This window comes from Pseudomonas sp. AO-1 (assembly GCF_019775695.1).
GTDB lineage: Bacteria > Pseudomonadota > Gammaproteobacteria > Pseudomonadales > Pseudomonadaceae > Aquipseudomonas > Aquipseudomonas parakoreensis.
Map to the genome: position 1 here is coordinate 1,392,656 of NZ_CP079947.1, position 20,763 is coordinate 1,413,418.

The 20,763-nt window shown below is 53.3% G+C and carries 23 protein-coding genes and 1 tRNA gene; 12 read left to right on the plus strand and 12 right to left on the minus strand.

Annotated elements, in window-relative coordinates:
* Positions 1-66 precede the first annotated feature (66 nt).
* The 7 genes from KVQ82_RS06520 to KVQ82_RS06550 all read left to right on the plus strand — a co-directional run bounded on the left by KVQ82_RS06520 (position 67) and on the right by KVQ82_RS06550 (position 7,221).
* Complete coding sequence (locus tag KVQ82_RS06520; protein ID WP_108183719.1) at positions 67-423, plus strand: hypothetical protein; 357 nt, start codon at positions 67-69, stop codon at positions 421-423.
* A gap of 28 nt (positions 424-451) precedes the next feature.
* Positions 452-739: a hypothetical protein gene (locus tag KVQ82_RS06525; RefSeq protein ID WP_222018450.1), complete on the plus strand. Its 288-nt coding sequence runs from the start codon at positions 452-454 to the stop codon at positions 737-739.
* A 402-nt stretch (positions 740-1,141) separates the two neighbouring features.
* Entirely contained in the window at positions 1,142-2,308 is a 1,167-nt protein-coding gene (locus tag KVQ82_RS06530; RefSeq protein ID WP_222018451.1) for an SH3 domain-containing protein, read from the plus strand.
* Positions 2,309-3,209: 901 nt separating this feature from the next.
* Positions 3,210-4,271, plus strand: a complete 1,062-nt coding sequence (locus KVQ82_RS06535; RefSeq protein ID WP_222018452.1) for a DUF262 domain-containing protein — start codon at positions 3,210-3,212, stop codon at positions 4,269-4,271.
* Positions 4,268-4,897, plus strand: coding sequence for a hypothetical protein (locus KVQ82_RS06540; protein WP_222018453.1), 630 nt, complete (start codon positions 4,268-4,270; stop codon positions 4,895-4,897). The genes KVQ82_RS06535 and KVQ82_RS06540 overlap by 4 nt, the downstream gene beginning before the upstream one ends.
* A 675-nt stretch (positions 4,898-5,572) precedes the next feature.
* The gene (locus KVQ82_RS06545; RefSeq protein WP_222018454.1) at positions 5,573-6,736 is read left to right on the plus strand and encodes an ATP/GTP-binding protein; all 1,164 of its coding nucleotides are present in this window, start codon (positions 5,573-5,575) and stop codon (positions 6,734-6,736) included.
* Positions 6,733-7,221 (plus strand): hypothetical protein, encoded by a 489-nt coding sequence (locus KVQ82_RS06550; protein ID WP_222018455.1) that lies wholly within the window; start codon positions 6,733-6,735, stop codon positions 7,219-7,221. The genes KVQ82_RS06545 and KVQ82_RS06550 overlap by 4 nt, the downstream gene beginning before the upstream one ends.
* Before the next feature lie 270 nt (positions 7,222-7,491).
* On the opposite strand, the gene KVQ82_RS06555 is transcribed toward KVQ82_RS06550, so the two are convergent.
* The gene (locus KVQ82_RS06555; protein WP_222018456.1) at positions 7,492-8,262 is read right to left on the minus strand and encodes a hypothetical protein; all 771 of its coding nucleotides are present in this window, start codon (positions 8,260-8,262) and stop codon (positions 7,492-7,494) included.
* Positions 8,263-8,571: 309 nt separating this feature from the next.
* Between KVQ82_RS06555 and KVQ82_RS31845 the strand changes: the two genes are divergently transcribed.
* Together KVQ82_RS31845 and KVQ82_RS31495 are read left to right on the plus strand one after the other, a co-directional pair.
* Entirely contained in the window at positions 8,572-8,667 is a 96-nt protein-coding gene (locus KVQ82_RS31845; RefSeq protein WP_327152793.1) for a hypothetical protein, read from the plus strand.
* A gap of 80 nt (positions 8,668-8,747) precedes the next feature.
* Positions 8,748-8,885, plus strand: coding sequence for a bacteriocin immunity protein (locus KVQ82_RS31495; protein WP_260688113.1), 138 nt, complete (start codon positions 8,748-8,750; stop codon positions 8,883-8,885).
* A 111-nt stretch (positions 8,886-8,996) separates the two neighbouring features.
* On the opposite strand, the gene KVQ82_RS06565 is transcribed toward KVQ82_RS31495, so the two are convergent.
* The 11 genes from KVQ82_RS06565 to KVQ82_RS06615 form a co-directional block, all read right to left on the minus strand.
* Positions 8,997-9,362: a histone-like nucleoid-structuring protein, MvaT/MvaU family gene (locus KVQ82_RS06565; protein ID WP_222018457.1), complete on the minus strand. Its 366-nt coding sequence runs from the start codon at positions 9,360-9,362 to the stop codon at positions 8,997-8,999.
* A 64-nt stretch (positions 9,363-9,426) separates the two neighbouring features.
* Positions 9,427-9,615: a hypothetical protein gene (locus tag KVQ82_RS06570; RefSeq protein WP_222018458.1), complete on the minus strand. Its 189-nt coding sequence runs from the start codon at positions 9,613-9,615 to the stop codon at positions 9,427-9,429.
* Between the two features lie 65 nt (positions 9,616-9,680).
* Positions 9,681-10,658 (minus strand): chromosome segregation protein SMC, encoded by a 978-nt coding sequence (locus tag KVQ82_RS06575; RefSeq protein ID WP_313902819.1) that lies wholly within the window; start codon positions 10,656-10,658, stop codon positions 9,681-9,683.
* Between the two features lie 92 nt (positions 10,659-10,750).
* Positions 10,751-13,666: a DUF927 domain-containing protein gene (locus KVQ82_RS06580; protein ID WP_222018459.1), complete on the minus strand. Its 2,916-nt coding sequence runs from the start codon at positions 13,664-13,666 to the stop codon at positions 10,751-10,753.
* Complete coding sequence (locus KVQ82_RS06585) at positions 13,663-13,935, minus strand: DUF3077 domain-containing protein (RefSeq protein WP_122601999.1); 273 nt, start codon at positions 13,933-13,935, stop codon at positions 13,663-13,665. Before KVQ82_RS06585 ends, KVQ82_RS06580 begins: the two co-directional genes overlap by 4 nt.
* Positions 13,932-14,216 (minus strand): hypothetical protein, encoded by a 285-nt coding sequence (locus KVQ82_RS06590; RefSeq protein WP_025109233.1) that lies wholly within the window; start codon positions 14,214-14,216, stop codon positions 13,932-13,934. Before KVQ82_RS06590 ends, KVQ82_RS06585 begins: the two co-directional genes overlap by 4 nt.
* 534 nt (positions 14,217-14,750) lie before the next feature.
* Complete coding sequence (locus tag KVQ82_RS06595; RefSeq protein WP_122601761.1) at positions 14,751-15,056, minus strand: hypothetical protein; 306 nt, start codon at positions 15,054-15,056, stop codon at positions 14,751-14,753.
* Positions 15,053-15,334 (minus strand): AlpA family transcriptional regulator, encoded by a 282-nt coding sequence (locus tag KVQ82_RS06600; RefSeq protein WP_222018460.1) that lies wholly within the window; start codon positions 15,332-15,334, stop codon positions 15,053-15,055. Before KVQ82_RS06600 ends, KVQ82_RS06595 begins: the two co-directional genes overlap by 4 nt.
* A 100-nt stretch (positions 15,335-15,434) precedes the next feature.
* Positions 15,435-16,274 carry a hypothetical protein gene (locus KVQ82_RS31500; protein WP_260688048.1) on the minus strand — a complete coding sequence of 280 codons (840 nt, stop codon included), beginning with the start codon at positions 16,272-16,274 and terminating at the stop codon, positions 15,435-15,437.
* A gap of 280 nt (positions 16,275-16,554) precedes the next feature.
* On the minus strand, positions 16,555-17,796 hold the full coding sequence (locus KVQ82_RS06610; protein WP_222018461.1) for a tyrosine-type recombinase/integrase: 1,242 nt from the start codon (positions 17,794-17,796) through the stop codon (positions 16,555-16,557).
* 164 nt (positions 17,797-17,960) lie between these two features.
* Positions 17,961-18,045 (minus strand) — tRNA-Leu (locus tag KVQ82_RS06615).
* Positions 18,046-18,153: 108 nt separating this feature from the next.
* Between KVQ82_RS06615 and queA the strand changes: the two genes are divergently transcribed.
* From queA to yajC, 3 genes are read left to right on the plus strand one after another with little or no spacing between them, the layout of a single operon-like run.
* Positions 18,154-19,218 carry a tRNA preQ1(34) S-adenosylmethionine ribosyltransferase-isomerase QueA gene (gene queA, locus KVQ82_RS06620; protein WP_222018462.1) on the plus strand — a complete coding sequence of 355 codons (1,065 nt, stop codon included), beginning with the start codon at positions 18,154-18,156 and terminating at the stop codon, positions 19,216-19,218.
* A gap of 14 nt (positions 19,219-19,232) precedes the next feature.
* Positions 19,233-20,348: a tRNA guanosine(34) transglycosylase Tgt gene (tgt, locus tag KVQ82_RS06625; protein ID WP_161794909.1), complete on the plus strand. Its 1,116-nt coding sequence runs from the start codon at positions 19,233-19,235 to the stop codon at positions 20,346-20,348.
* A gap of 43 nt (positions 20,349-20,391) precedes the next feature.
* A complete protein-coding gene (gene yajC, locus KVQ82_RS06630) occupies positions 20,392-20,727 on the plus strand; it encodes a preprotein translocase subunit YajC (protein ID WP_041071802.1) in 336 nt (111 codons plus the stop codon).
* Positions 20,728-20,763: the final 36 nt, after the last annotated feature.

Sequence of the window (20,763 nt, forward strand, 5' to 3'; positions counted from 1 at the left end):
GTCCTGGTTTGGCTAATCACTTTATTCGGGCCGCGCCAGCGCAACGCAACTGGAGGAGTTTCTCCGTTGGAGCATTTTCTAACTGAGCCACAACTGACAATAGTGAGAGCTGCTCTTTCTGAGCCATTCAACGATTTTCCCGTCGAATATGACTATGTGGCGAATCAGGTAAGAGGCGTCACCCCTGAAACCCTTTACGAAATTCTCTATTCAGAGGTTGCGCCGGTGTGCTTTACCAATCTCGTTGCAGCTGTGCCTCCGATTTGGACTGGGTTCGACCCCGACAAGCTCAGAAAGTCGATAGAAGAAAGGCTGGCAGCCAGAGAGCGCAACTGGTTTCGTAGGCAGTTCGATAAAGTGCTGGTTCGTTGGCTGAAATACAACTACGCCTACATCTGGAAGGAAATCGCCAGTAGGCTTTGAACCCAAGCGTTCAATGGTATAAGCGACCATGAAGAAACTGACTGCCCTGTTTATTTTGGTTCTAGTGACAGTGCTTTACGTTGGGTATTACGAAGCGCTTGAGGATGGGGACATCGAAACGATCCTGTTCATCAAGAAGCATCCGACGTTTCAGATGAAGTTTTACAATATCCACGCCAATGACGGGGAGATTCGTCAAGTCGAACGACTCACGGAGCAGGAGCGTAAGTGGATCATTGATTACTGCAGGTATCGGCTCGGCATCGACACGGATCTGAAAACCCAAAACGACGTCGAGGTTTGCAGGAAAAAATAGCTGGGTGAAACAAAGAAAAAGGCCTCGGTGGAGGCCTTTTCTCATTACGTATTATTTGACGTTACCAGATTTCGAAATCGTCGGCTTAAACCTCTACGCGGCAGCTTTCTCGTCTCATGGGTGTGAAAAAATAATTGCCCCACTTTCCAGCAGACGAAAAAAAAGGCCTTGCTAAGCAAGACCTTTCTTAATTTTGGTGCCCGAGGGAGACTCGACTACACCATATATTCTGTGGTCTTGAGAGCGATTTTAAGCTTAGGGATACAGCTAGGGATACAGGCCTTCGGTTGCTGCCCAGCATTCTACAGCGGTTAACCTGCATATACTGCTCAATGTCGCATCGGCCTGACCGATTTCCGATCTGCGATCGAGTATGTCCCTGTCGGTGAAGAGAGCGATTTCATGGTCGGTGAGATAAAGAGTGGTCTGTTACCAAGTCTGGATGAAAAAGGTGATGATTCCGAGGAGCTGATTACCGCAGCACCTGTGGATGACCTGAACGCTGCAGGTCCCGATCTGTATGCAGCACCAGGCCAAAAAAATCTGCTGAATTTGTCCAATGCGGTCTTAGAGAAATATTGGGGTCAATCAATGGCCTTATACAAACTGCTGGAGAAAACCGAGTCTCTCCTTCGGCCTTCCGCTGCCTTTCAATCTTTCATGGACACAACACAAAGGATTTTGCGTCCTTCCCTCCAAATGCAAGCATTTCTGGAGGTGACAGACCGCGCGCTTCAACCCTCCCGTCAAGCCTATGGTGCATTTGCTGCTTCCGAAAGAATGCTCAAACCCTCCCGCCAGCTACAAGAAATTGTTGAGCGGTCGGAGAAATTTGCCCGTGCGTTTGCACAACATGGTGTCGCCCCCTCCGCCGTGTTGGATAAAGCCATGCAGCAGTCTCAGTCCCTCAAAGCGATGGCCGCGGCGATGGATGTGCATAGCTCGTCGACTTCACTGAGATCAATTTTAAGTAGCTTTGAAAGACTCAAGGTTTCTCCAGTTTTTGATCTGCTGTCGTCAACAGACCACTCAAAAATATGGACGCTGCTCGATGCATATGAGGCAGACGATGCATCTGCCTGCGTCACTGATAGCCCTCCAAGCTCTCAAGAAGTTGAGGCTGAAGTTATTCGAGCTTTGGAGGCCAGTGGTAGTCCGCATAAGCTGACAACTCCGGCTTTTGCTCTCCTACTCATACTTATCACCATGCTCTACCAATGCTATGACGGCATTAGCAAGTGGAACGATTTCCGTGAGTCGGTATGCGATATGGAGCAGCGGCTAGGTGCTTTTGAGTCTTTAGCCCAGGCGCGCAAGGTTGTGCGTAGCGCACTATGTGAAGTGCCCGCAACGCTGACAGATAACATCCGCCTCACCAAAAAAGAGGGGGTCAATCTGCGAGATGGGCCAGGAATGAAGGAGGAGGTGGTCCTGTCCTTGCCGAGATTTGCTCCAGTAGAGGTCATTGATTCGTCGAATCGCGATTGGCTGCTAGTAATCTACAAGCATCAGGGAATTGAAATAGAAGGCTGGATCTCCAGGAAGTTTGTCCGACCAATATCGAAGTGAGTCGGCATTCTCCAAACCGGCGGGGGCCCCTGTGACTTTGCTTAGGACACGGGGTCGGAAACCCGCGGGACTGTGGTAGCGGGAGATGCTGCAGCTTACTGAAATTTCAATGTTGAAATTGAAAGGATCTTGAAGAAGAAAGGACATCGTTACCGTAACGGTAATGGTGGCCGTGGATCGATTGTTTTGTAGTGCAGATGCACAGGTGAACAGGCAGTTCACCGGGTTCACCTGTTCACTAAGCTGAGAGTTCTCCAGCTAACAAGCTCCGGCGGGTTTCCGACCCCGTGTCTAAAGGAAAACCTCAGGGGCCCCCAGGCACACGGAGGGACACACACCTGCCGTTCGCTGGTGGGATTGATGCTTCCGGGGTGCGGGGATACATCCCTCCAAATGTGGTGTAACTCATGTAACTGGTGTAACGAGAATTCGTAACTGATTGTATTTATTCATTATTTTGTGAGTTACACCGACTTCGTACACCAGTCGTCAGGCGTGTAACTCTGCTATCTGGTGTAACGCTTGTGATGCATGAGAAATGAATGAGCGAGGTCATGCCAATGATGTAGAAGGACAGAGTGCTCCCGCTCCCTGCCTGCCCAATAGATGCGGTTAGCGGTCTTTAATCATCAGGCCGCCAGCTGTGCGAGCGATTAGTCAGCAGTAGTAACGGGCCGCTTTTGGCCAGAAGCGTCATTCTGTCCGGTCTAAGTCCGGCCTGGAGCGGGCCTTCGCCTCGGTCAGCAGGCATTCCAAAAGTCCCCGTCGGACTTGTAGTAAATAAGGCGGCCATTCAGATCGTCTCGCGTGTGGACGGTCAATCATGCTTTTCTCGACTCCGTGAGGATGACTTCATATAGATCGCAATGGTAGGCTTCAAGAAGGACATGGAGATGTATTAATGAAACAATTTGACGCTCGTTCTTACAGTATTGCCGACTTTCTCGAATGGGATAGTTCGAATCTTCTAGATGTATCCCCTAAGTTTCAACGCCGAAGCGTTTGGACGAGGGCAGCCAAATCGTTCCTTATTGATACTATCTTGCGCGGCAAGCCCATGCCGAAGGTGCTTTTAACACAGGACCTTATAGGGAAGAAAAATGTCCGAACGGTTGTCGATGGGCAGCAACGTATTCGAACTATTCTTGAGTTTATTTCAGGAAGTTTTACAGTTCTAAGTTCGCACAATGCGCAGCACTCTGGAAAAACCTTCAATGAACTTGACGAGGATACACAAGGGTTAGTTCTACAATATGAAGTTGGGGTTGACTTGCTTTATAATGTAAGTCTTGCTGATATGCTTGATATTTTTGCGCGAATTAATACGTATTCAGTGACCCTGAATACCCAGGAAAAGCTGAACGCAAAATATTTAGGCGTGTTCAAAACCAGTGCATTTGAACTTGGTCATTCCTATGTAAATTACGTATTAGAAGGTGGAGTGCTAAGTGAAAAGGGCGTAAGTCGAATGGGGGAGGCACAGCTAGCGTCCGACTTATTAGTAGCGCTAGTGGGTGGTATTCAAACTGTTAAAAATATAGAAAAATTTTACAAAGAGTATGAGTCTTTCGAATCCATTCCTCCAAACGTCGAAGCTGCTGTAGAATTGTATCGCTCCACGATGAAATATATAGGTGCGATGTATTCGCCAACAGATCTTCAAAATACAAATTGGTCAAGACCGCATTGGTTTTATACGCTGTTTACATGTGTTGCGCACGCACAAGGCGCTAATATTGGAATTGAGGACAGCCCTAGGCCAGACCTGAACGATGCTGAAATCCAGCACTGGCGGAGTGAGTTGGATGAATTAAGTGCTAAATATGACCAATACACTGAAAACAACGACGAAGACGTTCCAGCAGTATTTGCCCGGTTCATCAACTTTGCACAACGCAGGACTACTGATACTGAAGCCCGCAAGGAGCGAGCGAAATTCGTGCTAAGTGCAGTTTCTAAATGAGCCCTGAAAATCTAGTTAAGCTGAGAGATACAATTGAGGCAAGACACGTCGCCTCAACTGATCTCGCCGAGCAACTTGAAGCTGCTCCTGCTGAAATCGAGTCTGAGGATCACAACTCAGATGCTATCGCAGAGGCTCTTTTTCTTCGAGTGTTTACTGCGTACGAAAGTGATGTTGAGAAAATATTTCTTCATTACGTGACTGGCGGTGCATCGCTGCAAGGCGCTAGAGCTAATAGTTATTTGAGCATCACCGACGAAGCTGCAGCTAGGAAGCTTACGAAGGGAGCATTGAAATTTTTAAGCTGGGCCAAACCGGATGAGATAAAGAGAACGGCGGAAATATATTTAGAAAATGGTTGGCCCATCGCCGCTATGATGTCCTCTGCCAGCCACTACCTTGCGGATTGTGAGCGTGTTCGCAATCGGATTGCGCACAACTCCATTGAAGCGATGCAGCAATTTAATACAGCTCAACGTAATCTATTAGCGACTGAGCGATTATTTACAATCACGCCAGGACAATTCCTTCGTATTCGTAACCCGCGACTCAGAAAAACCCACATAGCACTATATTTCAATACCCTGTACCAGACTCTAGAAGCAATGCTCGATCCGCCTCAATGAGCAAAAATGGTATGCGTCGCGCGACGAGTCACATTGACGCGCTAGGCTAGGAGCAAAAAAATGTGGGGGGTGGGTGCTTCGACTAGAAACGCTTTTGACCTGGGGGCTGCGTGGACTGGGTCGAGATTGCCAGCCAAGAGCTGTAGCTAATGGTCGTTAGCGGATTCATTTTAAATTCCTTAGACGCGCAATTGCATCTGTAATCGCTTTTGTATCGGTGTCAAAGGTCCATAGTCACTGATCCGTTATCGATCAGACCTTGCATGCCATTCTCTGAAGGCCACTTGGTGATCTCCTCTATCGCCGCAGCCAAGCATGCTGGTTGTCAGAGGCGGTGTCAGAGCGTCTGTCTGAGCCCGCTTTTATGGAAGTCGTCCTTAGAGACTGGTTCGTAAAGCCTATCTCACCTAGCCGGCGCAGGTCAGTAGCCATTCGGCAGCCTTCATTTAAGCACTCAAGCCCCAGCCCTGCCTCACTCCCATATAGCTTCTTATCATATCCCACAAAGCTCAAAACCATGATTTCTATTGTGAAATCAGATGGTCACGTTCATTTGAATGAGGCGACGAAGGACAGATTTTCTCCCCCAAATTTACGGGTAGCAATCCGTCTAATCATAGCTTATCCTGTGATTATGTCATTTTTGACGCGATTCGCGGTTAAGGTATTTAATTCATGATTTATTCGTTTGGTGCCAAAAACTACTTTTCTTTTAAGGAAGGACTTGAAGTATCTTTTGAGTTTAATTCGAAGGTTCCAAAAAATATTTCGAATACTAAAAAAACCTCACCTGTCCTAGGTATTAAAGGGGCGAACGCTTCTGGTAAAACTCGTATACTTACGGCATTAAAATTCATTTCAAATTTTATTTGTTCTTCTTTTGGAGACGATGTTGACGACGAAATTGCGGTTAAGAGTTTCTTCGATAATTCATCGCCAGTTGAGTTCTATATAGATTTTAGCATTCTCGATGTACGCTACACTTACGAGCTTTCTGTCACAGCGGAGTGCGTATTGCGGGAAGCACTCTATAAAAAAATATCTAGAAAGACATTGATAATTGAGCGCAAAAAAAACACCATTAAACACAGAACCTCGGATTTTGCAGCGCTAGATTTAATAACATTAAGGGATAATGCCTCGATTATTGATACGGCGCTCCAATATAGCATTAAAGAGCTAGCGGATGATCTGAAAAATATACACGCCTACTTTGACCAGGCCAGAGGGAACGTCAGTGAGCTAGGTCTCATAGAAGATCGCGTTATTTATGATCATGCACGTATAAGCGAGTACTATTACAAGACTCCAGCGTCCTTGGAGTTTGCAAAAAAAATAATTACAAATTCTGATTTGGGAATTAAAGACATTGTCATCCATAAAAGTGTGGATGAAAGCGGGAATAAAAAATATTTTCCGGTTTTTCACCATGACACTGTTGTCGGTCCGGAAGCTAGATGGCTGACTTACTGGGAGGAGTCAGATGGTACCGCAGCGCTTTATCGGCGTTTATTTCAGTACTGGGCAGCACTCGAGACTGGCGGCCTATTATTACTTGATGAGCTGGATACGAATTATCATCCAGCACTTCTACCGCAAATTCTTGACCTTTTCATTAACGAAAAAACAAATCCAAAACATGCACAGCTTTTATTTACTTCGCACAATCTAGATATCATGGATTATTTAGGGAAGTACCGAACCTATCTAGTATCTAAGGAAGATGGAGAGAGCTACTGCTATCGTCTTGATGAGATTCCTGGAGACATCATAAGAAATGATCGGTCTATTTCCGGGCTTTACAGAGAGGGTAAGCTGGGTGGTGTTCCTAAGTTATGAGCGGATTTAATAAAAATGCTAAGAAAGATAAATTCCTGAAGCAGTTTCCCGAGATCAGCATAGGAAGCTGTGATATCGAATCGCGTTTTAAAATAAACTTTTCTTTCTTTGATGATTCGCAGGAATATGGGTCGAATTTCGCAGGGCTAGAGCCTGGAGTCTTACCCGATATACTGGAGAAAATAAGAGGGTACACGCGACACGATCTTAACTATTGGCGCCATCGGCGCTGTGGTTCGCATGGGCTAAAGATATTAGCAGATTATGGCGCATTCCCTACCAATAGTAAATTTATACACCCTAAGGCAGTTCCACATGACGTGAACTGGTGTAGATTCAGAATGGAGAACCTATCCAGACTCATAGGTTTTACTGTGCCAGCCAAGCTTGAATCCAAAAAGGATTGTCATCCTTATGATGTCAATACCTTCTACTTGGTATTCATCGACTTACATCACAAATTCTATATATCTGAAGAAAAATGAGTAGAAGGTCTATAAGCGGCCATGAATTTGCCGTAACTAGGTTCTAGCTTAATAAGTTCCTAGAGGACTCACGCGCATTCCTTCTTTTATGTCGTGTTAATACTCTTGCTCGGGCATCGGCTTATGGCCGAAAGCAGGCGTTCGTGAGTGGCGGTTATTGGCCGATTGCTGCCCCTTAGGAAGGGCGCAGTCGCCCCATTGCAGTCGTTGAGATCCGACAGATACCGGCTAAGAGGGGTATTCTGTTCAGACATTTTGCTGCAGGACACTCTATTGGAACATTAACTTGAGCTCATCATCACTAGGCCCGCGCATAGCAATTTCGAATGAGTTGAGGTCTTCGTCGGAGGGGACAGTCATCGCTGGTATTGCTCGAATCCCATCCGCAATATCTCTGCGGCTCAGATTGCAGATGATTACCTGGCCGCTGTTGATCTGGTACTCCAAGGAGCCACACCAGCGATTCATGTACCCCACGGTGGGCGTCATAACGGCTGCGCTGGGTCGCTTTCTCATCTGGTGTTTTGCGAGCGACATCCGCAGGAGCTCCATTTGAGTGAACAGCATTTGAGTTCGTCTTAGGTCATCCCTCATCGTCTCAACGAGATCTGGATTCTCGATGAGCAGGTTGATCTCCTCGATGCGTTTTTGGATCGTGTAGTTCTCGTACCCTACGGGCTTCTGCAGTTCCTTCAGCTTGAGCGGTAGCCCGCCATTGCCTGCTGCTTTGAGGTACTTACTGATTTTCTCGCGCCATGTGCGCATCAGCTCATAAGCAGAGAAAATCCACATCTGTGACTGCGCAGACAAGAATATCGACTGGTAAGGCGTGTATGTCTCGTCGAATTTACTACGCAGGTATCCATATTCAAGATCCATGATGAACTCATCTACAATCGTGAGATTCATCGCTTGGTTGCTAAAGTCGAGATTGTTTGCGAAAAACATCAGACTGTTTAGAACCGAGTAAATCGCCAACTGATCAATTTCTTCAGGGTTCTGGTAAGGAATTTCTTCGTCGCATTCTTTGTAGTCGTCCATCTTTTACTCCCCGAACACAGGTGTTAACAGTAAGCTGACTTAAATAAGCATTTGATGGAAACGCTCTGATATTTCCCACCCTACGCGAAACTTGGAGCCGTGTGAATGGAACAATTCCTCCTGTCCACCAGCCTGTGACTGGCCTCTTCTGGCCGAAAGTACACCTCCGCGGGCGTCATATTGAGCTGATAGCCGCTAGTGTTTGCATGGTTGGTGCATGGGCGGATTTTGCTTCGATTTGGCTATATGCCATCACTCGACTAACTGAATGCAGCGGTTAAGCCTCGATCCTTTGAGCTTCACCACGGTATTCCAGTTTCCGAAGGTGGCGAGGTTTGCGATGTCGACAACCTCAGCGCTATGACGCCCAAACTCCATATTGATACACACCGGAGCTCGAAATGATGGCACTCAAAAGCAGCCTTTTTGAATAATCCGAGAGCGAGTTTCTCGAACTGATCAAAGAACTCTGCAGCGCCGCGGGCATCGAAGATTATCAGCACGAGTTGCTGGAAAATTTCATTGAGGTGACTGGCAATCCTGCGGCCCCTGACTGGATTAATTATCCAGAAGACGGCGTGGACGATTCGCCGAAAGGCATTCTGAGAACCGTCAAAGCTTGAAGCTCGTCGCAGGGTTTGCAAGGCTTCAAAGAGTAAGGTGGAGAAGGACGTAATTGGAGCTGAAGGTAACTAAAAAGGACCCGGACGGGCCCTTTTTCAGGTGAAGCGACTTTATTTTTTCAACCAGCTCTCAACCTCGTTGGCTCCGTGCTTGGTTTTCCACTCTTTCAGCGTCTTGTGATTGCCGCCTTTGGTTTCAACCACTTCGCCGGTGTGTGGGTTTTTGTAAGTCTTCAGCTGGCGAGGCTTGCGAGTAGCGGTCGCTTGGGCAGGCGCTTGGCGGCGTGAGCTGCTTTGCGGGTCAAGCAGATTGATGATGTGCTTTAGGCTGAAACCGTACTGATTAAGCAGCTCGCGTAACTTCGTTTCGAACTCAATTTCCTTTTTCAGCGCTCCATCGCTTTTTAGTGCTTCCAACGCCTGGAGTTGTTCGGCGAGGTGTTTTTCAAGCTGACGGTATTCGGCAAGTTTGGACATGTGCATTCCTTGTGTTGTGTTTTAGCGATATCTATCTGAAGTGTATTACAGCACGAAGTTCAGCTCACTTTCGCCCCTTCAACTGGTCTTCGATGTAGCTCATTTCGTTCTTGATCAAGTTGACGGTCAGGGTCTGAACATTCGAGACCTTACCTGTTTTGATGTCCACGATTTTCATCAGCGTGGTCAGGTGGTTTTTGCGCGCCTTCAAGGCGTCCGTCCAGTTGGCACTGCTTTGTATTGGCGTGATCATGATCTTTGTCCTGATGGAGTTTTAAACAGCCTACGTCGGTAGGCTGTTTCGGGTGGTTTGGCGCATTACAACGAGAGAACGTCTTGCAACGAGTACTTGGAGGCGCGCTCCCACAAATCGCTACTGGTCCAGTTCCTGAAGTTTTCGCCTTCTTCAGGAAGGATTAGTTTCCTGAGACTGATTTGCTCGCCGCCGACAAGATCAATGGCAGACCAGAGCTTGCCGCCCATCTCCAGCAGCTCTTGAGCTTTCTCGTTCCACTGCTCCTCAAGAACAGTCCGCGCCAGGAGCAACGCCCTTCGTTCGATGGTTTTGTGCTCTTTCCGCGCCTCGTCGATGTGTTGATCCACGATGACGAGCTCTTGCTCCAGCGCGGCAATGATCAGAAGTTGCCGACGATGGTGCTCGCTCGCAGTCGCCAGATTCTTCGCAGCTTTTTGTGCGTCGGCATTGGCGGTCTTCTCACCCTCTGTGTCGCCCCAGGCCACGGCTTGTGCATAGGCGGTTGCCGCATCGGTTTCGGCTTGCCGAGCCTTGGTCATGTCCTCTTCTGCCTGCTGCTGGATCTGCGCTAAGCGAGTGCTGAGGCTGTCGCGTTTCTCGTTGAGCTCTTGCTCGTCAGCTTTCCAGTTCGTCATCGATTCGACGTAGCCCGCCATCAGCGTTTCATGATTGACCAACTGCTCACGTCGTCGAATTCGAGCATCTGCGTAGCTAGCGCGTGTCTTGCAGGAGTCGTAAGGAATTTTGAGGGTGTTGTACTGTTTTCGAACTTCATACAGTCGATCTGCATCGAGTTCCTCCTCGCTTTCCAAGAGCGCTTCCAATGGCGCTATTTGCACGTAATGTTGAGCTGCCTCACTCAGGAGGCTATCGCGATGGGTCTTCAGCTCTGCGATTTTGTCCAGCAAGACGCGCTTCTTTTCGCATACGGCTACCGCTTCGCTGCTGACTGCTTCGGGCAGTGAAAGCCCTGTCGCATGGCTATTTGAATCATTGGCCAGCAGTTCATGTTGTTCGGTGGAGGTTTGGAATTCGTTCATCTGTCTTGTTCCTTCAAATTTGAGTTTGGGTTGCATGAGCGGCTGGCGAGGCCGGGAATCAGCCGGCGCTACCTCAATCAGCGGAGATGCCCTCAGGCAGCCCGAGCCTCGCCGTCATCCGTTCCCGGAATCGCCTTCACGATGTAGCAACGTTGCTGGCCGAGCCCTGGCAAACGAACCAGACTCGATGCTTTGCCGTCGCTGCTCGGTTCCAGCACACCGCGCTGCAGTAGCTCCTTGTTCACAGCTGTGAGGTTCATGCCTCGGAAGATCTCGGAGCGCCACGCCTCGGTCAGCACGTAATAGGTGTTGGTGGTGTGCATGGTGTCGCCCATGCCGTGCTCCAGTGTCTTGCGAAAGCCGAGGCGGTCGATGGTGCGCGGGCCGTGCTCGTCGATCTTGGCCGCTGCCGATTCCCAGCGGGTGAAGCGACTTTCGCCGAAGCGCTCGATCACCTGGCGCAGCCGCGCCAAAATCGCATCGCCCTCGAAGTTTCCGGCGCCGCCGCGCTCGTGGAGCCATGCGTTTAAGCACACGCGAGCGGCGGTAGTAGCCGTGCCGTCCGGCCAACCGGTGATGCCCATCGCTGTGGCCAGCTCGCCTGCTGCGGCGGCGAGGCCGAAGCGAGCAGCGGCACGGTGTGCCTGTCCACTCGCGGACGCAGGGAGCGACTTAGCAATGAAGCCTTCCAGCGTGCGGCGTAGGATTGCTGCCCAGCCGTGGCGCTTGCCGGGTTCGCACAGCGCAGTCAGGAAGGCGGTCAACGGGGTGCCGTAGTAGTTCGCTACGCGAGCCTTGAGCGCGTCGGACAGGGCGGCGGCGTCTTCGAAACCATTGAGCGTGTCAAACATGCCAAGGCCTTTGCTGGCATCGGCCGGAACGGCGAGCATGCGTACCTCCATACCCGCTTTAAGCTCCTTGTTGGCTTCGGCCATGTGCTGCGCCAAGGTCTTCTCGCCGGTGGAGAGAAACAGCAGACGCCATTCCTGCACCTGTCGGCCTGCTTGGCCTCGATCATTGGCGCGGGCCTTGCCGGTGCCGTTGCCGAGCATGTACACGGTTTCGCCAATAATGCGGGCATCACACATGCCGATTTCATCGAGCACCAGAAGCCCGTCGGAATGCGCGGCAGCGATCGACTCCAGCGCGTTGTCGGTCGAGCGCCACGAACGCACCAGACGCGGTCCGCCGTAGATCGAAGCGGCAACTTGCAGGTGCGTGGTCTTGCCGCCGGAGCTGTCGCCGTAGAGGTGAAAGCCGCCCGATTCGTGGCCGAGCATGTGCAGCAGGGGACCGGCAAAGGCCACACCGACGACAAACGCCAAGCGATGGTTGCCGATGCACAGCGCGCCGATCTGCTGTTGCCATTGCTCCAGCGTGCCCGCTTCGCTGATCGGCGGAAGCTGCGCGCCGGCCTCGTAGAAGTGCAGATGTTCCGCGTGCATGCCGACCTGCTGCTCGGGCAACAGAAAGGCGTTGTCATGCCAGCCTAATCGGGTGACCAGACGCGCACGTTGCGCGCTGTCGAAGCCGCCCAGGTAACTCTGCAAATCGTTGCGTGCGTTGCGTCCCGAGCGGCTGCCGGCCAAACGCAACCCCATGTCCACCAGCGGGCCGAGTACGTCCTTACCAAAGTCGCCGGTCATGGTGCGCGCCGGAATGTTCCAGCGTTTCTTGGTGCCGTCGGGGTCGTCGAACTCGACCAGCAATCCCCAGTTGTGGCCCTTCTCGTCACGGGTACGCGCAAGGATTGCCAGCGGCGAACACACTGGGCGTGCTTCACCGTCGTCGCCGGCATAGAACACACCTTCAGGCGTCAGGCGAAAGCCACCGGGCATCAGATCGTTTTTCGATTTTGCCGGGCGCTTGGCTGCCGCTTTGGGTTTCGCGTCCGGCTCCGGTTTCGACTCGTGTTTCACTTGGGCAATTACTGGCTTTTCCTCGATCACACCGACCAGCTCGCCGCTGCTTTCCAGCGCAGTGAAGTGGCCGGCGGTCCAGCCTTTTTCGAGTGCATCGGCCGCATCGTCGCCGTCGTTCCATTGACCACCTTTGGCGAACGCGACGTGGTCGTTCTTCAGCGTCGGCTTGCGTTTGAACACCTCCAGCGCGATCACTCGGACCGAGGCGGCGCCGATTTCGCGCAGCTTCTCGGCAACGGTAGCCATGCAGGCTTTACCGCTGTCGTCGTTGTCCGGCCACAACAAGACGTCGCGTTCCTTGAGCGGCGTCAGGTCGGCTTTATGCCAGGAGTTGGAGCCGTTCGGCCAGCAGGTGGCCACGTAGTCCAGCAGCAACTCGGCGGCGGCATCGGCCGCTTTCTCGCCTTCGCACAAAACCACAGGTGAGTCAGCGCGCTGGGTCAGTTCATCAAGGCGCAGCAGCGGACGCGGATCCGGCAGCCCCTGCCACCGCCATTGCTTGGTTTGGCTATCGGCGCGTTGACACCATGTCAGTGGCGCAAAGACCTTCTTCGGCTTGCCGTCTTCATCCGGGCCGAGGTCGAAGCGATACAGCGCCATGAGGGGCTGACCCTGCGCGTCACGGTAGATCCAGACTTTGGACGGCACACCGTGATCACGGTGCTTGGCCGGGCACTTGTTCATGGCCTCGGTCGGGATCGGCTGGATGGCGTTCCATGTCGGTGCCTTGGGCTTACTCGGGGCGGCCTCGATCTTGGCGGCGCCGGGTGCAACGTTCAGCCAATCCGCCAGTTTGTGGCAGGCTTCAACGTCGGTGCCGCCGTCCAGATAGCGCACCAGATCGATCAGGTCACCGCCTTTGTCGCCGGTGGCAAAATCCGCCCAGGTGCCCTTGCTCAAATTGACCTTGAGTGATCCGGCGCGCTTGTCGCTACGGGTTGGATTCGGAGCGGTGTATTCCTTGCCGCCGTCGACGCGCTTGCCGTTGGGCAGCCAATGCGACAAGACACGATCAATGTCTTTCAGCGCAGCGGCTTTCACGTCGGCAAAGCTCGGGCGTTTGGTGTTGTTCGGTCGTTGGCTCATACGTCAGCCCTCGGCAGAAACAACGCGTCGTTGATGTCGTCGATCAGGGCTTTGGCCATCTCGCCCAGGTACAAGGCGGGCCAACTGAAACGCTCGCCGTGGTCACTCATGGCCGCGTCGAAACTGAGCTGGTTCGCGTGATGCTGCAGCAACGACACCATCTCCAGCGCGTCTTCGACGGGTACTCCGGCATTCACCCGAAACAGCTTCAGGTCGGTGGCATTGACGCGAGAAAAGGTAGCGTGGCCCGGCGTGGTGGAAATGTTCATAGCGCACCGCCTTTCTGCACCGCAGGTGTTGAGGTGGTGTCACCGTGCATGGCCAGCGTTTTGATCAGGCCGAGGGTGCCGCGCACGTCCCAGAGGACGGCGGCGATGACGTGATTGGCAAGGCGTGAGGATTCGTTTTCGAAGTGATCCTCCAGCAGAGTCAGCACCGAATCAGCACGGTCAATGGCGCAGGTGATGGCGTCGATTGGTACACCGGCTTCTGCGGTTGGATTCACACAGAGCAGATCTTCAGGCAGGGCAAAACTCAGGGCGTTGTTCATTGGGCACCGCCTGCGGTTTCGAGTGCGCGAGCTTTGGCCATGTGAGCGTTGTAGCGGGAAAGACGTGTAGCGAGGCTGGAATTGGCGTGTAAAGCGGCGAGAGCCATTGCACGGTGTGCAGCGGCGCGGATTTTGGACGGATTGAGGGCGTGTTGCATTTGTGAAGGCTCCTTGTACTGAGGAACCGCCACCGTCTGCCGCCAAGCAGATTAGGGTGACGGATTGCGCAGGATTGGCGGACCGGCGTACAAGGAGACCGGCGCACCCGAGGGTGCTCCTACGCAACCCGCCATAACACGGGAATGCGGGCACAAAAAAAGCGCCTGCAATCGTAATGGGGGCGCTGTTGCGCCTTGTACTGTATGGGCCGCCAAGCCCAATCGCTGAATTTGCAGCGACGCAAGGAGAGTAACGTCCGTTTTTCCAAAGTGCAACTGCGCTGATGGCTTGCGGTTTTTTCAGGTGCGGCATAAATTGTTCGTGCATGTAGATTTACCTCAACGCCTCCGGATCGCCCCCGGAGGCGTTTTCGTTTCAGGCATGGGCTTCCCAGCGCAGGGAGAGAAGGGGCAGAAATCCGCCGCTGAGCATAGAGCGGGCGTCTTCGTACGCGTCGATCTGCTGGCCTTCGTCGACGACCACGGCCCCGGTTTTCTCGCAGTGGAGGGAGAGGGCGCACCAGGTGCCGTCGGCCCAACTGAGCACGCTGACAACGCGACCTTGCCTGTCCTGCTGGCTGCGGTAGCGTTCAAGACGCTGCATGACGCGAGACGAGAAACCGATCCGACGCAACACGGAAAAGGGGTGCATCAAAGCGTTGTTTGCAGTCTTGTGGCTCATGCAGCCACCTGATCACGTGCCTCGATGCGGCTGCGCGCCCACGCTTGAACTTCGGAAAGGACCCAGGCGACAGGGGCGCCGCGTGCGTTGCTGTTGCTCAGTTTGACGGGCTGGGGAAAGCCGCAGTCGGTGCGTTGCATCAGTTTGTAGATGGTCGAACGCTTCATCCCCACGATGCCTTCCACTTCGCGCATGCGGATTAGAGTTGAAGCGGCATCAAAAGGTGAGGCGGCGTTGGCGGGAGTATTGCGGGGAAAATCGGTGACAGAGGAGTTCATAGGTATTGCTCTCGATTGATTTGGACAACGAGAGCAATGGTCTAGAAATTGGTCGGCGGTGAGCAGTTCACTTCCATTTGAAATGACATTGAAATATCGGTCACACCACAAAATTGCGCTTGAGGATTCCCTCCACGCTTTTGCGGGTTAGCGCTTTTTCTGTTTCCAATGTCACCCACTCAGCGCGCTGTTTGAGTGGTTTGGACACCTCCCGTTCCAGCCAGGCGTGAACCGCCGTGGTCACGTTTCGCCGTGACATTCCGCTAGACACGTAGTGTCGACCTTGCCTAATGATTGCTGTATCCCGTGCGCCTATCTCTTCGTTACGCTCCATTCCGCTGATGATGCCCCCCTTAGTGCGGGTAGCGTTCTCGATTGCCCTGTAAGCGATTGGGGTCAGCTCGTCACTGATCAAGCAGGGTAGGGATGTTATGGGCTCCAAAAACAGCACGTACTGGTCCAATGCCTCAATACGTTCGTTTGGATCGACCTGTCTTTCCACAACCTGACAATAAAGGTCCCACGGCCAATCCGTCGGAGGCTCGGCAACATGCGACCAAGCCTCTTGTTCGGTGGAGCGCATCCAATCAGCTAAGGCGCTCAGCGCTTTTACTGCGCAGGCCATGACGTAGGCTGCATATGCCTCGCGTTCCGAGGCTGAATGACACTTGCTGTATTGGCGAACCCAATGAGCGAGACGGTTCTTTTTGTCGGTTGAGGCGTACTGAAAAATAGCCTCCTCATGCATAGTTGTCTGGATGCACATGCTGCTCATGTCGCTGCTGATGTCGCCGGTCTGGATGCGAATGCAGCACTGATTGATCAGCTCGCACACGTCAGTGATCTGTTCATTGCAGAACTCGTAGAGGGGCTGCTCTGAGAGATATTGGATCAGGCCAGCGGTTAGTGCCGAGTGCAAGATCGGGTGGGTATCAATCATGCGAATGGCTCTCGACGTGCAACGCGCTGTCCCGCGCCTTGCGGGTTGGAAGCGTAGCCAGCGAGCTTTGCGCCATGGGCAAGTGTGAGGGAGTGTCTGCCCGCAGCAGGCAAGGGGCCTGATGTAGCGTTACACAATCGGCGTGCGTTACATCGAGTGTACGGAATGGCGTGCTGGAGTGTAACGGGATTGAAAGCCAATGAATCCGGGTGTTTGGCCGGCATCGTTACACGAGTAACACTTGTTACACGGATTTTGAAGGTGGTATGGATAAGTACATTCATACCGCTCTTCCAAATTGTCCCTTGATCACCTTTTCGCTTGCCAACGCATCAAGGTGATCTGCATACCACTGCATCATCTTCACCCGGTGCTCAAGGTATTGAGCCTTGTTGTATACCCCGGATATTCCCTCTTCTTTGTGAGCAAGCTGCGCTTCGACATGCTCTTTCGGCCAGCCGTGTTCCCTAAGCAGAGTGCTGGCGGTGTGACGAGTACCATGACCAACCAAGCGACCTTTGTAACCAACCGTCGCGAAGACTTTGTTGATGGTGTTTTCGCTAATCGTTGGATTCTTAGCGCCCACACCAGGGAACAGCCAGCGACTACGACCTGTGAGGCAATGAAGTTCTTTGAGAGCGGAAAGCGCTTGCTTAGGGAGTGGACACACAAAGTCTCTTCGCATCTTCATCTTGGCGGCAGGTGTCGTCCATAGCGCTTTATCAAGGTCGAACTCTTTCCATTCAGCTAACCGAACCATGCCCGGTCTAGATGCGGTCCAGATACAGAGCCATGCTGCAGTCCGGGCCGTCAGCCTGCTGGGGGTGTTTTTGAGTGCTTGAAGGAATTCTGACAACTCAGGCTCAAGCAAATGAGGGTGCTGCTGAGTCTTCGGGGCTTGGGCTGCAATATCTCGTAGGCGACTGCCCGGATCGTTTTCCGTGAGGCCCAAACCGATGGCTCGCCCGAATATCTGATTGATCCAAGTGCGACACTTTTCCGCCACGTTGTGTGCGTCCCGGGCTTCGATGGATGCTTGGAGTTCCGCGCAATCGGTACGGGTGATTTCGTCTAGAGGCTTATCTCCCAGTGCCGGGAGTATGTCTTTGTCGAGGTAGGTGCGGATTTTGTTGAGAGTGGAGGGTGCGAGACCCTTTTCCTCTTTTGCCTTCAGCCAGGCATCAGCGGCAGCTCGAAAGGTTCGGGTCTTGGCCGCATCGATAGCAGCTTTCGCGGATCGCTTTTGTTCAAGGGGATCGGCACCGCTACTCACTACTTTGCGTAGATCGGCAGCTTTGTCCCTTGCCAACGCGCCACTAACTTCCGGGTAACCCCCGAGCCCCATCCAAGCCCAATTGCCCGCCGGACGTTTGTAGCGGAGCTGCCAGGATTTACCACCATCAGGTTTAACCCTGAAGTAGAGGCCGTTTCCGTCCAGCTCCCTGTATTCCTTTGATTCCGGCTCCAATCCCGCAAGTGTAGTGTCAGCGAGAGGGCGGCGCTTGATGTCTGCGCGCTTCATCCTTGTATCCCAAAGTTCGGCATTTTTCTCAGGATACAAGCAGGGATACAGGGATACAACGGATAAGGGGAGACAGGGGTAGACAGACAGGCACAAAAAAACCGGCCAAGTGGCCGGTTTTTTTAGGTCTGAGAGGCTGGTAGAGACTCTCAGATACTGCTATGTGGTGCCCCGAGGGAGACTCGAACTCCCACTCCTTTCGAAAACGGATTTTGAATCCGCCGCGTCTACCAATTCCGCCATCAGGGCTCAATGGCGGCGAAGTATAGAGAGGTGATTACCGTTGGTCAATCACGTTTCATGGTCAATTTTTGATAATTCCGCTAGACTTTCCGGCCCTGCTAGACGAACCCCATCATGCGCGTTGCTGACTTTACCTTCGAGCTTCCTGATTCGCTGATCGCCCGCCACCCGTTGGCCGAGCGTCGCGGTAGTCGCCTGCTGACCCTTGATGGGCCGAGCGGCGCCCTTGCACACCGTCAATTCACTGATTTGCTTGAGCATTTGCACCCGGGCGATTTGATGGTATTCAACAATACCCGGGTGATTCCGGCGCGGCTGTTCGGGCAGAAAGCTTCGGGCGGCAAGCTGGAAATCCTCATCGAACGCGTGCTCGATACGCATCGCGTGCTGGCCCATGTGCGCTCCAGCAAGTCGCCGAAGCCGGGGTCGAAGATCCTCATCGACGGCGGTGGCGAAGCCGAGATGCTCGCGCGCCATGATGCGTTGTTCGAGTTGGGCTTCGCTGAAGAAGTGCTGCCGCTGCTCGATCGCGTCGGGCACATGCCGCTGCCTCCTTATATAGACCGTCCGGACGAAGGTTCGGATCGCGAGCGCTATCAGACCGTTTACGCCCAGCGCCTCGGCGCAGTGGCGGCGCCGACGGCGGGGCTGCATTTCGATCAGCCGCTGATGGAGGCGATTGCCGCCAAGGGCGTCGAGACCGCGTTCGTCACGCTGCACGTCGGTGCGGGGACATTCCAGCCAGTGCGCGTCGACAAGATCGAAGATCACCACATGCACAGCGAGTGGCTGGAAGTCGGCCAGGACGTGGTCGACGCCGTTGCCGCGTGCCGTGAGCGTGGCGGGCGGGTGATTGCCGTGGGCACCACCAGCGTGCGTTCACTGGAAAGTGCCGCGCGCGATGGCGTGCTCAAGCCGTTCAGTGGTGACACCGACATCTTTATCTACCCGGGCCGGCCGTTCCATGTGGTCGACGCCTTGGTCACCAACTTCCATTTGCCGGAATCGACGCTGTTGATGCTGGTTTCGGCGTTCGCCGGTTATCCCGAAACCATGGCCGCCTATAAAGCCGCCGTCGACAACGGGTACCGCTTTTTCAGCTACGGTGATGCGATGTTCATCACCCGTAATCCCGCCCCGACTGCCCCTGAACACACAGGCCCAGAGGAAACAGAATGAGTCGCGAATGTCGCATGTCCTTTGAACTGCTTGCCACCGATGGCAAGGCTCGTCGTGGTCGGCTGACCTTCCCGCGTGGCACCGTCGAGACCCCGGCCTTCATGCCGGTGGGCACCTACGGCACGGTCAAGGGCATGTTGCCGCGTGACATCGTGGCCACCGGCGCGGAAATCATTCTGGGCAACACCTTCCACCTGTGGCTGCGCCCGGGCACCGAGGTGATCAAGGAGCACGGCGACCTGCACGATTTCATGCAGTGGAAGGGTCCGATCCTCACCGACTCCGGCGGTTTCCAGGTGTTCAGCCTGGGCGCGATGCGCAAGATCAAGGAAGAGGGCGTGACCTTCGCTTCCCCGGTCGACGGCTCGAAAGTGTTCATGGGCCCGGAAGAATCGATGCAAGTGCAGCGCGATCTCGGTTCCGACATCGTGATGATCTTCGACGAATGCACGCCGTACCCGGCTGACGAAGACGTCGCTCGCGTTTCGATGGAGCTGTCGCTGCGTTGGGCCCAGCGCTCGAAAAACGCGCATGGCGACAACACCGCGGCGCTGTTCGGTATCGTTCAGGGCGGCATGCATCAGGATCTGCGCATGCGCTCGCTGGAAGGTCTGGACAAGATCGGCTTCGATGGCCTGGCCATCGGCGGTCTGTCGGTGGGCGAGCCCAAGCACGAGATGATCAAGGTGCTGGATTATCTGCCGGGCATGATGCCGGCTGACAAACCTCGTTACCTTATGGGCGTTGGCAAACCGGAAGATCTGGTTGAGGGTGTGCGCCGCGGTGTGGACATGTTCGATTGCGTGATGCCAACCCGTAATGCCCGCAATGGGCATCTGTTCATTGATACAGGCGTGCTGAAGATCCGTAACGCGTTCCATCGCCATGATGATTCGCCGCTGGATCCGACCTGCGATTGCTATACCTGCCAGAACTTCTCCCGCGCTTATCTGCATCACCTGGACAAGTGCGGCGAAATGCTCGGCAGCATGCTCAATACCATCCATAACTTGCGCCATTATCAGGTGCTGATGGCTGGTTTGCGCGAGGCTATTCAACAGGGTACATTGGCCGCCTTTGTCGATGCCTTCTACGCCAAACGCGGGCTCCCCGTTCCGCCTTTGGACTGAGTTTTCTGACCCCAAGATTCAACATTTGCAACTGGAGTGCTAAATGAGCTTTTTTATCTCTAATGCCATGGCTGACGCGGCTGCACCGGCTGCTGCGCCTATGGGCGGCGGCTTCGAGTGGATTTTCCTGGTCGGTTTCCTGGTCATCTTCTACCTGATGATCTGGCGTCCACAGGCCAAGCGCGCCAAAGAGCAGAAGAACCTGCTGAGCAGCCTTGCGAAGGGCGACGAAGTGGTCACCACCGGTGGCATCGCCGGCAAGATCACCAAAGTGGCCGATGACTTCGTGGTTCTGGAAGTTTCCGACACCGTGGAAATGAAGTTCCAGAAGGGCGCCATCGCCGCCACGCTGCCAAAAGGCACGCTGAAAGCGATCTAAGGTTCCAACTTCTACTCAATCGACGGGGCGCGCAAG

What these genes read in the sequence shown, in the direction of transcription:
- KVQ82_RS06550 (WP_222018455.1), top strand. Translation starts at nt 6,733, where the DNA reads ATGAGCGGATTTAATAAAAATGCTAAGAAAGATAAATTCCTGAAGCAG.
- KVQ82_RS06595 (WP_122601761.1), bottom strand. Translation starts at nt 15,056, where the DNA reads ATGAGCCACAAGACTGCAAACAACGCTTTGATGCACCCCTTTTCCGTG.
- KVQ82_RS06540 (WP_222018453.1), top strand. Translation starts at nt 4,268, where the DNA reads ATGAGCCCTGAAAATCTAGTTAAGCTGAGAGATACAATTGAGGCAAGA.
- KVQ82_RS06530 (WP_222018451.1), top strand. Translation starts at nt 1,142, where the DNA reads ATGGTCGGTGAGATAAAGAGTGGTCTGTTACCAAGTCTGGATGAAAAA.
- KVQ82_RS06545 (WP_222018454.1), top strand. Translation starts at nt 5,573, where the DNA reads ATGATTTATTCGTTTGGTGCCAAAAACTACTTTTCTTTTAAGGAAGGA.
- tgt (WP_161794909.1), top strand. Translation starts at nt 19,233, where the DNA reads ATGTCCTTTGAACTGCTTGCCACCGATGGCAAGGCTCGTCGTGGTCGG.
- queA (WP_222018462.1), top strand. Translation starts at nt 18,154, where the DNA reads ATGCGCGTTGCTGACTTTACCTTCGAGCTTCCTGATTCGCTGATCGCC.
- KVQ82_RS06610 (WP_222018461.1), bottom strand. Translation starts at nt 17,796, where the DNA reads ATGAAGCGCGCAGACATCAAGCGCCGCCCTCTCGCTGACACTACACTT.
- KVQ82_RS31500 (WP_260688048.1), bottom strand. Translation starts at nt 16,274, where the DNA reads ATGATTGATACCCACCCGATCTTGCACTCGGCACTAACCGCTGGCCTG.
- KVQ82_RS06565 (WP_222018457.1), bottom strand. Translation starts at nt 9,362, where the DNA reads ATGTCCAAACTTGCCGAATACCGTCAGCTTGAAAAACACCTCGCCGAA.
- KVQ82_RS06535 (WP_222018452.1), top strand. Translation starts at nt 3,210, where the DNA reads ATGAAACAATTTGACGCTCGTTCTTACAGTATTGCCGACTTTCTCGAA.
- KVQ82_RS06580 (WP_222018459.1), bottom strand. Translation starts at nt 13,666, where the DNA reads ATGAGCCAACGACCGAACAACACCAAACGCCCGAGCTTTGCCGACGTG.
- KVQ82_RS06600 (WP_222018460.1), bottom strand. Translation starts at nt 15,334, where the DNA reads ATGAACTCCTCTGTCACCGATTTTCCCCGCAATACTCCCGCCAACGCC.
- KVQ82_RS06585 (WP_122601999.1), bottom strand. Translation starts at nt 13,935, where the DNA reads ATGAACATTTCCACCACGCCGGGCCACGCTACCTTTTCTCGCGTCAAT.
- yajC (WP_041071802.1), top strand. Translation starts at nt 20,392, where the DNA reads ATGAGCTTTTTTATCTCTAATGCCATGGCTGACGCGGCTGCACCGGCT.
- KVQ82_RS06570 (WP_222018458.1), bottom strand. Translation starts at nt 9,615, where the DNA reads ATGATCACGCCAATACAAAGCAGTGCCAACTGGACGGACGCCTTGAAG.
- KVQ82_RS06590 (WP_025109233.1), bottom strand. Translation starts at nt 14,216, where the DNA reads ATGAACAACGCCCTGAGTTTTGCCCTGCCTGAAGATCTGCTCTGTGTG.
- KVQ82_RS06525 (WP_222018450.1), top strand. Translation starts at nt 452, where the DNA reads ATGAAGAAACTGACTGCCCTGTTTATTTTGGTTCTAGTGACAGTGCTT.
- KVQ82_RS06555 (WP_222018456.1), bottom strand. Translation starts at nt 8,262, where the DNA reads ATGGACGACTACAAAGAATGCGACGAAGAAATTCCTTACCAGAACCCT.
- KVQ82_RS06575 (WP_313902819.1), bottom strand. Translation starts at nt 10,658, where the DNA reads ATGAACGAATTCCAAACCTCCACCGAACAACATGAACTGCTGGCCAAT.